The following is an 11,473-nucleotide window of genomic DNA, read 5'->3' as shown; positions in this document are numbered from 1 at the left end:
GAGAAGTCTTCCGACCGAGTCGGGATAGTTGGGGCACCAACGATTGTACCCAGTGTCAGGGGAAGAAACCAGAGCACGCGTGAGAAAGTAGCCCCATGGCGAACTCCCCCTCCGGTGACTCGATGACCCAGCGCATCGTGCGCGTGCTCGACACGTTCACGACAGAGCGCACGATGCAGACCGCCACAGACATCGCACGCCGCACCGGCCTACCGATATCGAGCGCCCACCGCATCGTCGGCGAGCTCGTCTCGGAAGGCCTGCTCGAGCGTGACCAGGAAGGTCGCATCCGCCTCGGCATGCGCCTGTGGGAACTCGCGCTGCGCGGATCGAGCGCACTCCGCCTGCGCCAGGCTGCCCTGCCACACATGGAGCGCGTGCAGGCGCAGATTCGCGAGCACACGCAGCTCGCCGTGCTCGAACACGAGGAGGCACTGTTCCTCGAGCGCCTCTCCGATCCGGACGCCGGGGCCAACATCACCCGTATCGCCGGACGCCTGCCGCTGCACGCGTCGTCCTCCGGCCTCGTGCTGCTCGCGCACGCGGACCCAGAGGTGCGCGAGCGCGTGCTCGCCGCACCTCTGCGCGCGGTTTCGCCGGAGACGGTGACGGATGCCGCGACTCTCCGCTCGCTACTCGCGTCGATCCGGCGGCGGGGCTACGTCGTCGCCCCCGGATCCATCGAAGCAGTGTCGACCGGGGTCGCCGTCCCGGTGCGCGCGCACGGTGAGGTCGTCGCCGCTCTCTCTGTGGTACTCCCCCGCGAGACCGCGCCGACACCGGAGACCGCGCCGACCCCGGCGATCAACGCTCTCATCGGTGCGGCTCGAGCCATCGAGTTGGATCTCCGCGAGCTCCACTGACTCCCATTCGAGACCCCGTCGAGACTCCCATTCAATGAGAATCTCCTGCCTACGCGAGGGCGAACGGGGCACACTGGTGCGCAGCATCCATTCGTCGAAGGAGACGCCATGAGCACCGCCACACCGAACGCGACTACCGTCCGCACCCGAGTCGCGATCGTCGGAGCCGGCCCCGCGGGGCTGATCCTCTCCCACCTGCTCGCCGTCGCCGGCATCGACTCTGTCGTGATCGACCAGCGCTCGCGCGAAGACATCGAGCAGACCATCCGCGCCGGCATCCTCGAACAGGGCACCGTCGACCTGCTCACCGAGATCGACCCGCACACCCGCGTGCACACCGTCGGCGACCGCCACGACGGCATCGAGCTGCGCTTCCAGGGCGCGGGTCACCGCATCGACTTCCGCGAGCTCGTCGGCCGCAGTGTCTGGCTGTACCCGCAGCACGAGGTACTCAAAGACATGCTCGCCCTGCGTCTGCGCACCGGCCAGGACCTGCGCTTCGGCGTCACCGCATCCCGCGTCGAAGGGATCAACACCGAGACGCCGCGCGTCATCGCGACGGACGCTGATGGCGCAGAGCTCATCATCGACGCGGACTTCGTCGTCGGCGCCGACGGCTCGCGCTCGGTCGTGCGCCCGGCGATTGCCGGCACCTCGCGGGACGGCTACTTCCGCGAATATCCGTTCGCGTGGTTCGGCATCCTGTGTGACGCGCCGGCGAGCGCGGACGAGCTCATCTACAGCAACTCCCCCGACGGCTTCGCCCTGATCAGCCAACGCAGCCCCGACGTACAGCGCATGTATTTCCAGTGCGACCCCGACATCGACCCGAACGCGATGAGCGAAGCGGAGATCTGGGAAACGCTGCAGGTACGCGTACCGGGCACCACCCTCAAAGAGGGCAAAATCTTGCAGCGCGACGTGCTGCGCTTCCGCAGCTTCGTCGCGCGCGAACTGCGGCACGGCCGCGCCGCGCTCGTCGGCGACGCCGCACACACCGTGCCGCCCACCGGCGCGAAGGGCATGAACCTCGCGATCGCCGACGTCGTGCTGCTCGCCCGCGCCCTGGACACGCTCCTCAACGAGAATGACACCCGCCTCATCGGCACCTACGCCGATGACGCGCTCAAGCGCATCTGGAAGGCGCAGCACTTCTCCTGGTGGATGACGAACATGCTGCACAGCCTGCCCGAGCACAACGAATTCGACCGCCAACGCCAGCTCGGCGAGCTGCGCTCTGTCACCGATTCCGAGGCTGGTCGCACTTACCTGGCAGAGGCTTACACCGGCTGGCCGATCTAGCTCCGCCTCACGGCTGCGACCTGCGGTTGCCGCGTGCGCGACCGGAACCGCCATACCGTGACCGCGAGCACCACAACCGCCAGCACGATCGCGGTGGATGCCACGACCGGCGCGTCCGGCGCGCCCGACCAACGTCCGACGGCGATCCACACCAGCCCCCACGACGTCGCCACCGCTGGCGCCCAGCGACCGCCGCGCCAGGCCGTGAACACCGCGATGAGCCCGGCGATGATGAGGGCGATCGTGCCGGGAACCCCCGGTGCTTCCGTCCACCCGTCGATCCCGATGTCCGCAAGCCACGCGGCGAGGTTCGCACTCGCAGCGACCGTCACCCAGCCGAGATACAGCCCGAGCATCCCGTCGACGAGCACGATCTCCGCGACGGTCCCGCGCCGAGCCCTACGGCACGCCCGCACGAAAGTCACCAGCAGCACCCCGAGCAGAATCATGATGATCACGAACGACTCGGCGATGCGCCACGCCTGCACGCACACGATCCACACGGCGTTCAGCAGAGCGGATGCCGCAATGCCGTAGCCGACCGCGCGATGCAGCGGCTTCGCCGCCTGAGTGGGAAGCAGTTGCCAGAGCCCGTACCCCACCAGGCCCAGGTAAATGACGGACCAGATCACGAACGCGATGCCGGCAGGTGCAAGCACTGTGGCATCTGCGGCGAAGGCTCCGCCTGCAGCATCCGCAATGCCCGTGCCGCCGAGGAGTCCGGAATTGAGTACTGCGGCAACGACAGCGCCAGCCACCGTCAGCGCGACGACGATACGGCGAACACGATCAGACTTCTCTGTCTGGGACATGACACCAGGGTAGGGCGTCTCGTGCGCTGTTACTCCGCGGCGGGCGGCGTGGCGCAGACGGTGAGGTTGGAGATGACGTCGTGATACTGCTCCGCGGTGAAGGGCAGCCCCGAATCCGGTGCGGTCTGTCCGCTCGCGGCCGGCGACTTCGACGCGATTGCGGCGAGTTCCCAGGCGAGGTACGCCGCGGGGCCCGAACCTGCCGAGGAGTTGTTCAGCACGACTGCCACGGTGAAGCCGGTCTCCGGGTCAGAGTAGGCAGAGCTCGCGTAGCCGGGAGTCCAGCCGTGCTGGCCGATCATCGACCCGACCAGAAACGCGCCGCCGGTGGCCTGATACCAAGACGGGGCACCCGGCGAGCTGGGCAGTGCGTTTGCGAATCGATCAGACTCCGCATCTTCGCCGCGCAGTGCCTCACGCGCCGTGGCCTGCACGTAGCGGCCGAGATCGTCGATCGTTGAGACCACGCCGGAGTCGGTGAAGCCGGTGCTCGAGGAGAGCGTCGTGATATCGACGGGCGCCGAGCAGTCGTAGCCGCCCTCGATCGCGTTCAGGTAGTTTCCACTCAGCGAGTTCTCCCCCGGCGTTGCGGCAGCAGTACGCGGCAGCGACGTGCCGGCGAGGTCAAGCGGGGAAGTGACGTACTCGGCAATGAGCTCCGATGCGCTCTTTCCGGCTGCCCGCTCCAGCGCGAGCCCGAGCAGCAAATATCCGGAATCGGAGTCGCGATAGGTCGTGTGCGAGGTCGCAGGCGCCTGCCCCAGACCGAAGGATGCCAGCTCCAGCGGTGCCCACACCCGCTCTGGAGTGTTCAGCCACATGCTCGCGACCGTTGACTCGGATGAACCGGCACCACTCGTGCCATTGCAGAGGTCGAGCAGGGTAATGTCCTCAAGCTGAGCGACACCGGAAACATAGTCCGGCACTGGCGCATCCAGCTCAACGACGTCGTCATCGGCGAGGCCGTACAGCACGTCGCAGGTCATCATCCGCGTGGTGTCCGCGATGCGGAACGTCATGTCTGTGGTGACTGCCGTCTGGTCTTCGAGAGACTGCGTCCCCATCGCCGTCACCCAGGTACCGCTCCACGGCACCCACACGCCAACGATCGCGCCCGTCGAGCCGGTCTTCACGATCGCGTTCTCGACCGCGGCCTGCAGTTGGGCGGCCGTGTCCTCAGGCAGCGACTGGTCGACCTGCTCTGGTGGCGTGTAGGAGAAAGTCTCCTCCGTGGTCGAGCAGCCGGTCAGGACGAGCGCGAGCGCAACAGCGCCTGCGGCGGCGGCGCGCCAGCGGCGCGACGGAAGTACGTGCATGAAAGAAACTCCAGGGTGGTTTATGCCCCGAGTCTAAAGCTCCCACCTGGAAACTCGTCACCATCCACTCCCGCTTGCGGGAGACGTACAGTAAAGACGTGTCCCATATCTTCGAAGACGACGTCGTCTCTGCGGTTCTGCATCATATGAACGAGGACCATGCAGAGGACAACCTCCTCATCGCGCGCGCGTTCGCCTCAGCATCCGATTTCAAGATCACCGGTGCGGTAATGCTGGACTTCGACGGCAACGGCGGCGTCTGGCAGATCACCCGCGTCGGCATCCCCGAAGAGCTGGATGTCCCCTGGCTCGGCGGTCCGATCACGGAACGCTCCGCAGTGCGGCGCGAAGTCGTCGCCCTATACGACGCGGCCTGCGAGCGGCTCGGCGTCACGCCTCGACCACACGCCTGAGCGCTCCCCTATCATTCAGGTTAGGTACGCCTTACACTGGGCGCATGGCGGAACTCATCTCCTTCTCTGCGGCGCTGCGCGAGCGATCCTCGACCTCCCACTCCCGCAGTGAGCACGCAGGCTTCATGGCGGATCTGCTGGGAGGCGAAGGGTCCCGCGAGGACTACATCGCGCTCGTCGCTCAGCACTACTTCATCTACTCGGCGCTGGAGTCTGCCGGCGAACGGATGCGCCGAAACCCCGTGGCATCCGTCTTCATCACTGACAAGCTGACGCGCCTTCCTGCGCTTGAGGCCGACCTCGAATTCCTCGTCGGACCGGACTGGAGAGACAAGATCACGCCGCTGGAGACCACCCAGCGTTACGTCGAGCGCATCATCGAGGTCGGCTCCACCTGGGCTGGCGGCTTCGTCGCGCATCACTACACCCGATACCTCGGCGACCTCTCTGGCGGGGTGTTCATCGGCCGGGTCATGCAGCGCCGGTTCGGCTTCGAGACGAACGGTATCGGCTTCTACCTGTTCGATGACATCGCCGACCCGAAAGCGTTCAAGGACGTCTATCGCAAGCAGTTGGATGCTGCACCCTGGGATGACGCGGAGCGCGAGCGCGTGATCGACGAGGTGCTGTTGGCCTACCGCTTCAACACGGAACTGTTCGAAGACCTGGATCGGGCACGCGTAGCGGCCTAAGCATCCACCTCAGGGGTCGACGCCTTCTCCCAGGCCTCGCGCATGAAGCGGCGCACGTCCTCATCGACCTTGATGTCGCTGGGCCGAAGAGGCCGCGACAGGTAGAGACCATCCAGCGAGGTCAGCCGCGACAGCGCCACATAGGTCTGCCCCGGTGCGAACGCCCCGCCGCCGAGATCGATGATCGCCCGGTCGTAGGTCTTACCCTGCGACTTGTGGATCGTGACTGCCCACGCGAGCCGCAGCGGGAACTGCATGAACTCCGCGATCACGTCGCGGCTGAGTGTCTTGGCGTTCGGGTCGTAGGAGTAGCGAAACCTCTCCCAGACAGCAGGCTCGACGTCAACGTCCTCACCGTCAATCTCGACTCGCACCGATCCACCGAGAATGCGCTTGACCGTGCCGATCGTGCCGTTTACCCAGCGCGGTGGCTCACCGGTCATTGACACGTCGTTGCGCAGGAACATCACCTGTGCGCCGATTTTGAGCTTCAGCTCAGAATCCGCGGGGTATGAGGAATCCCCTCGGCCGAAGTCGCCGCTGATCTCTGCCATGGCCGTCTGCTCTTTACCTGCGAGCGCCGTAAGGTGTCGTCGGTTGATGTTGTTGACGATGTCATTGCGGGTAGCGAGGGTGATCATCGGGATCTCGCCGGGCTCAGGATCCGGCGGGGTACGTGTGCCCTGCCTGTTCAGCACCTCGGCGATCTCAGCCGTCACGCGCCCGTAGCGCACGGCGTTCAGCATCGACTTGAACCCGTCGTCTGACTGCCGGTGGATCTGCACCAACTCGCGCACGTGCAACTGGGCACCGTGGCGTCCGAGATCCATGAGGCCGTCGATCTCACCCATCGTCGCCCCGGCCCACACTTTGGCATCGAAGAACCAGAACGATCGGTAGTGGTCCTGCACGTAGCGCAGCTCGTCGCCGCGCGGCGGCACAGGGGCGAGTTGGTACGGGTCGCCGAACATCACGACCTGCACGCCGCCGAATGGCTCTGCCCGACGACCGCGAGCCTGCCGGAGTGCACGATCCATGCCGTCCATGAGATCGGCGTTGACCATCGAAATCTCATCGATCACCAGCGTGTCGATGGCGTTCAGGATGCGCCGGGTCGCGTCGTTCTGATCAATCTCGTTCTCGGCGATGAGACCGATCGGCAGGCGGAACAGCGAGTGGATCGTCTGCCCCTCAACATTCAGGGCGGCGACACCGGTCGGCGCGCAGATCGCGATCTGCTTTTCGGTGTTCCAGGCGAAGTACTGCAGCAGCGTTGACTTGCCCGTGCCGGCGCGTCCCGTGATGAAAACGTGCTCCCTGGTGTCTTCGATGAGCTGGTACAGGTCTTGCTGCTCGTCGGACAAGGCGGGAAAGGACACGACACTCATCGTACTTCGCCGCCCCGCAACGCTCGGCACTGTCACAGCCCGTCCTCCTAGACTGACGCCATGGATCAGCCAGTGACGACGTCGCCGCGGCGTCGCAGTCTTGGCACTGATCTCACGATTCTTGCGTTGATCGGCGTGCTGCTGCTCGGCGCACTCGGCGCCGCCGGCATGTCGCTCTACAAAGAGTTCTACGGTCCTTCCGCCTTCGTCACCCGGTACCTTGATCTGCTCGCCACCGGCCGCGCCGCCGACGCACTGCATGTCCCCGGCGTCGCCATCGACCGCGACACGATTGAGGATGCCGGCATCGCCACCGGAGCATCCGAAGCGTTGCTGCGCCAGTCGGCGCTCGCGCCACTGAGCGATATCACGGTGGTCTCGGAGGAGACGATCAACGCGGTCACATCGGTCACGGTGTCGTACGTCGCAGGCTCGCATCCGGGTGTCAGCACGTTCGAGGTCGAGCAGGACGGCTGGGTGGGCGTCACTCCGAACTGGAAGTTCACCCGCACACCACTGGCAGCAGTATCTCTGACCGTTCTCGGCGCCGACCGCTTCGCCGTCAACGGCTTCGAGATCGATCGGCACCAGGTATCGCCGGCCGGGGCCGATGCCGCTCCCACCGACCCGCTGCCGCTGCTGGTGTTCACTCCCGGCGTGTACTCGGTCACCGTGGACACCGCGATCTCCACTTCGCCCGGCGTCAGCATCCTGGCCGATGCTCCCCTCACCCAGACTTCCGTCGAGGTGCAGACAATACCGAGTGAGGAGTTCGTCTCCGTCGTGCAGACCAGGGTGGAGGAGTTCCTCACCGAGTGCACCACCCAGCAGGTGCTGCTGCCGACGGCCTGTCCGTTCGGACTCGAAGTGCAGAACCGCCTCGCGAACCTGCCGGTGTGGTCCATCAGCGCGCAGCCTGACGTTACTGTCGAGCCCGACGGCGCACACTGGATGATTCCCGCGACGGATGCCGTCGCTCACATCGAGGTCGACATCCGCTCCCTCTTTGACGGGTCGATTCAGCATGTCTCCGAAGATGTGCCGTTCCGCGTCAACGGCACGATCGTGATCCTGCCGGATGACTCAGCATCCATTCGGGTCGGGTCGCCAGTCGAGTGACCCGTCAGCGCGATGTGCGCTGATCCCGCTCGGCAAGTGCTGCCAGCTGCGCGTTGTATTCCTCAAGCTCGGCCTCGCCGGTGCGATCCGCATGCCGGTCGCTGCGGCGCTGCTCCCTCGTGTCGTCTCGGCTCCATTGGATCGCGACCGTGATCGCAAGGATCAGCGTCGGAATCTCACCGACCGACCACGCGATACCGCCGCCGATGTACTGATCTTCCATGGGCGTTGGGCCCCAGATGCGGCCCATCGAGCCGAACCACTCCGCGACCATCAGCCCCTCTTGCATCATGATCGCGATGCCGAAGAACGCGTGCATCGCCATGATGGCGATGAGCGTGATGAGCCTGCCCGGGTACGGCAGTCGATACGGAATCGGGTCGATGCCGACCAGCGTCATCACGAACAGATACCCGGAGATCAGGAAATGGATGATCATCCACTCGTGGCCCAGGTGCTCATACATCGACCAGCGCACAAGATCGGTGAAGTAGAACGCCCACAGCGACCCGATGAAGATGCCCGCGGCGACGAACGGGTGCGTGATCACGCGTGAGAACGGGGAGTGTACGGCCCACATGATCCACTCACGCGCACCGCGGGTTCCGTCATCCCGCTTGTGGATGCTGCGCAGCGCGAGCGTGATCGGAGCACCAGACACCAGCAACAACGGGATCGCCATCGACAGGATCATGTGCCCGAGCATGTGCACGCTGAACAGGTACTCCTGGTACAGGTTGATCGGTCCACAGGTGACCCAGAACAGGACCGCGAGTCCGAGCAGCCAGAACACCGTGCGGTGGATCGGCCAGCCATCTCCTCGCCGGTGCATACGCCAAGCGCCAGCCAGGTAGAAGAAGGCTCCAAGTGCCACAGCCATGGCCCAGAGGATGTCGAAGTCCCAGCCGGTGAACCACTTGTCGATGGTGAACTCCGGCGGCATCGGAGAGCGCGTGAGGATCTCCGCAGGCGTCTGCCTGATGGCGCTCGTCTCACCCGTGGGAGGAGGCGTACGTGCGAGCGCGGCAGCCGCGCCCGATGCCAGTCCCATCAGGGCGACTTCGCCAAGCACCAGCATCCAGAACCAGCGCGAAGCTTTCTCGCCGTCGAGGCGAGGGATCAGTCGTGCGCGATACCAGGCGCCGAGCAGGCCCATGCCGCCGAGCAGCACCACCTTGGCGAGGATGATGATGCCGTAGGGCGTCCACAGCCCCTCCCAGCTGCCGAGGCCGACGATGGAACGCACGATGCCGGATGCCGCGACGACGACGAACGCCGCGATCGCAAGGCTGGAATAGCGGCGCACCAGGGCAACCGAGTCAACACCCTTCACGCCGCGCAGGACGACCAGCAGGATCAACCCACCCAGCCAGACAGCGGCGCCGATAGTGTGCAGCAGGATCGAGTTGACGGCGATGACGTGGCCGGAGAGCTCGCCGGAGTGCCCCTGGGTGGCCATCGGGAGGAGAGCAGCGAAGGCGATGATGGCCGTGATGAGGGTGGGCGTCCAGCTTCGCCAGGCGAACAGCAGGATCGTGACCACCGCGCCCATCAGCGTGGTGATCAGCCAGGCCTGACCGAGCGGAAGCACGAGGAAGAATCGCCCGAGCTGCTCACCGAACTGATCATCCAGGCTGAGCTCGATGCCGGAGAAGGCGCTGCGGAAGGTGAGAAATCCGGTCGCGCCGGCGGAGACTGTGAAGACGGCGGCGCCGACGGATGCGGTATCCAGTGCCGTCTCGAACGGTTTATCTCCGGCGCGCAGCGCGAAGAGGGCGAGCGTGAGCGAGCCGATCATGGCCGCGGCACTGATGTTGTTCACCGTGCGCGCTGCGGGAAGCCCCCAGCGCACGAACGCACCGGGGTCCTGGAGAAGCTGCTCGGCAGCGCCACCACCGAACAAGAGTCCGGCGATGAGAGCGACAGATGCAGCCGTGGCGAGCACCACGATGCCGGCAGCCCGGTACGCCGAGGACTGCGCGGTGCGGGGGGCGTGGGAAGTCACCCCTCCAGCCTATGCTCGTCGCGGTCGGAGAAAGCACGAAGGCCGCCCCTCCGAGGAGGGACGGCCTTCGAGAAGGAGCCGTCTTACTTGACGGATGCCTTCAGCTTGGAACCAGCGGTCACCTTGACGCGCTGGCCGGCCGGGATCTTGATCTCGGCGCCGGTCTGCGGGTTGCGGCCCGTGCGAGCTGCGGTGTCGACACGCTCGAAAGCGATCCAGCCCGGGATCGAGACCTTGCTGCCCTTGGCAACAGCGTCAGAAACCGTGGCGAAGAGCGAGTCGAGGACGCCCGAGACGGTGGCCTGGCTCTGGCCAGTGGCAGAAGCGATGCTCGCGACGAGCTCGGTCTTGGTGATGGACTTGTCAGCCATGTCATCCTCCAGCGACGAAGTGTCGCATTGATTGTGGGTTGCCGGAGCGGATGCTCCTGATCGAGTGACCGCCTCGAATGTATCAACCACCGCCCACATTTCCGCGTCATTTCGCGGGTTTTGAGGTTTTAGTGCGCGTGTCGCGGTACAGAAGTGACGAATGTGACTCGAGTGACCCCGGAAACCGCCTTTGGAGGGGCATCCACTCGGGAGGAGAACGCCGCTCAGGGAGGGCCGGATGCGGCAGGAGGATCCTCCCGTTCGGGCGAAGTCCTCCCCAGCGGATGTGGTGCCGGCGGCACACGCGCCGTGTGCGCTCATGCGGCGAGGTGCAGCCCCTGCGCGACGGCAGCCATGATGAGCGCCTGCACTTCGGGCCAGCGGTTCATGATCTGGTCGTAGCTGACGCGGATGACGTGGTAGCCATGCAGCTTCAGTAGCGCATCATGAGCGATGTCCGCTGACCGCTGCGCGCCGACATGGGTCCCGCCATCGATCTGCACCACCAGCCGCTCACCGATGAGTAGGTCGACGGGTCGCCCAAGGATCCACGCCTGTTGAAGCAGCGGCAGGTTGAGCCATCTCACGCGACGTACAAAGATCGTCTCCAGCCCTGAGTCTGAAAACGGGCGCGCGGCCTCCAACGACTCCCTCGCGCGGGCGGGCAGCGGCAATCGCAGGAGTTCCGTCTGGGAAATCATGCCCTCATTGAGAGCCGATTCCCAAAGCACGAGGGCGTGCTCGGGATTCACGCAGGTCGACGCGATGATCAACGCATTCTCGATGCCGTCTTCGCAGGAGTGCGGGTTTCGAGGAACGATCGGCTTGTTCCAATGGACAATGGCGTCTTCCGCGGTGACATGACCGGATGACGGCGGGGCGGCCACGTGGGTCTGCGATGTATCTGGCACCCACAGCCCCATCCGTTTGGCAACGGTCGTGCAGCTGAGCACGACCCCTGCCTTGGCCGCATAGATCAATAGCGGATCGGCATCCGCCGTTGCCACCCATCCGCGGCGCACCACCCGGACGGCGCCCGCAGCCTTCGCCATCTTCAGCGCGTGCGCGGTGACTCCGGCGTCGCGAAGTGCCGAGACCGGCGCAACGTTGCCAAGCGTGCGAAGTGCGGTGAGAGCATCCATCCAGCGATCTTGGCGCGTGTGACGGTGACCGCGTCCCCGCCAATGCGCGA

11 protein-coding genes are annotated in these 11,473 nt (G+C 65.5%); 5 read left to right on the top strand and 6 right to left on the bottom strand.

Going from position 1 to position 11,473, the window contains the following annotated elements; all coding sequences use genetic code 11:
• The first annotated feature begins 95 nt into the window (after positions 1 to 95).
• Both ACSU1G_RS25320 and ACSU1G_RS25315 read left to right on the top strand, forming a co-directional pair.
• The gene (locus ACSU1G_RS25320; protein WP_439282836.1) at positions 96 to 863 is read left to right on the top strand and encodes an IclR family transcriptional regulator; all 768 of its coding nucleotides are present in this window, start codon (positions 96 to 98) and stop codon (positions 861 to 863) included.
• A 108-nt stretch (positions 864 to 971) separates the two neighbouring features.
• Positions 972 to 2,165: a 4-hydroxybenzoate 3-monooxygenase gene (locus ACSU1G_RS25315; protein ID WP_439282834.1), complete on the top strand. Its 1,194-nt coding sequence runs from the start codon at positions 972 to 974 to the stop codon at positions 2,163 to 2,165.
• Here the strand turns inward: ACSU1G_RS25315 and ACSU1G_RS25310 are convergent.
• Both ACSU1G_RS25310 and ACSU1G_RS25305 read right to left on the bottom strand, forming a co-directional pair.
• A complete protein-coding gene (locus ACSU1G_RS25310; protein WP_439282832.1) occupies positions 2,162 to 2,977 on the bottom strand; it encodes a TspO/MBR family protein in 816 nt (271 codons plus the stop codon). The two genes, ACSU1G_RS25315 and ACSU1G_RS25310, sit on opposite strands and share 4 nt — an antisense overlap.
• Before the next feature lie 29 nt (positions 2,978 to 3,006).
• Positions 3,007 to 4,293: a serine hydrolase domain-containing protein gene (locus tag ACSU1G_RS25305; protein ID WP_439282830.1), complete on the bottom strand. Its 1,287-nt coding sequence runs from the start codon at positions 4,291 to 4,293 to the stop codon at positions 3,007 to 3,009.
• A 98-nt stretch (positions 4,294 to 4,391) separates the two neighbouring features.
• On the opposite strand from ACSU1G_RS25305, the gene ACSU1G_RS25300 reads away from it, so the two are divergent.
• On the top strand, positions 4,392 to 4,706 hold the full coding sequence (locus ACSU1G_RS25300; protein WP_439282828.1) for a DUF2470 domain-containing protein: 315 nt from the start codon (positions 4,392 to 4,394) through the stop codon (positions 4,704 to 4,706).
• Positions 4,707 to 4,750: 44 nt separating this feature from the next.
• Positions 4,751 to 5,398, top strand: coding sequence for a heme oxygenase (biliverdin-producing) (locus tag ACSU1G_RS25295; protein WP_439282826.1), 648 nt, complete (start codon positions 4,751 to 4,753; stop codon positions 5,396 to 5,398).
• Here ACSU1G_RS25295 and ACSU1G_RS25290 read toward each other — a convergent pair.
• Entirely contained in the window at positions 5,395 to 6,786 is a 1,392-nt protein-coding gene (locus ACSU1G_RS25290) for an ATP-dependent DNA helicase (protein WP_439282824.1), read from the bottom strand. The genes ACSU1G_RS25295 and ACSU1G_RS25290 overlap by 4 nt on opposite strands.
• Before the next feature lie 60 nt (positions 6,787 to 6,846).
• Here ACSU1G_RS25290 and ACSU1G_RS25285 point away from each other — a divergent pair, with 60 nt between their 5' ends.
• On the top strand, positions 6,847 to 7,905 hold the full coding sequence (locus ACSU1G_RS25285) for a hypothetical protein (RefSeq protein ID WP_439282822.1): 1,059 nt from the start codon (positions 6,847 to 6,849) through the stop codon (positions 7,903 to 7,905).
• A gap of 4 nt (positions 7,906 to 7,909) precedes the next feature.
• Here ACSU1G_RS25285 and ACSU1G_RS25280 read toward each other — a convergent pair whose 3' ends face one another.
• The 3 genes from ACSU1G_RS25280 to ACSU1G_RS25270 form a co-directional block, all read right to left on the bottom strand.
• Positions 7,910 to 9,910 carry a cytochrome c oxidase assembly protein gene (locus ACSU1G_RS25280; protein WP_439282820.1) on the bottom strand — a complete coding sequence of 667 codons (2,001 nt, stop codon included), beginning with the start codon at positions 9,908 to 9,910 and terminating at the stop codon, positions 7,910 to 7,912.
• An 83-nt stretch (positions 9,911 to 9,993) separates the two neighbouring features.
• The gene (locus tag ACSU1G_RS25275; RefSeq protein ID WP_439282818.1) at positions 9,994 to 10,281 is read right to left on the bottom strand and encodes an HU family DNA-binding protein; all 288 of its coding nucleotides are present in this window, start codon (positions 10,279 to 10,281) and stop codon (positions 9,994 to 9,996) included.
• Positions 10,282 to 10,598: 317 nt separating this feature from the next.
• The gene (locus ACSU1G_RS25270; RefSeq protein WP_439282816.1) at positions 10,599 to 11,423 is read right to left on the bottom strand and encodes an endonuclease domain-containing protein; all 825 of its coding nucleotides are present in this window, start codon (positions 11,421 to 11,423) and stop codon (positions 10,599 to 10,601) included.
• Between the last annotated feature and the right edge of the window lie 50 nt (positions 11,424 to 11,473).

The organism is Microbacterium sp. A93 (assembly GCF_051842835.1).
The sequence above is the reverse complement of the archived record's forward strand: the minus strand, read 5'-3'. Positions and strand labels throughout refer to the sequence as shown.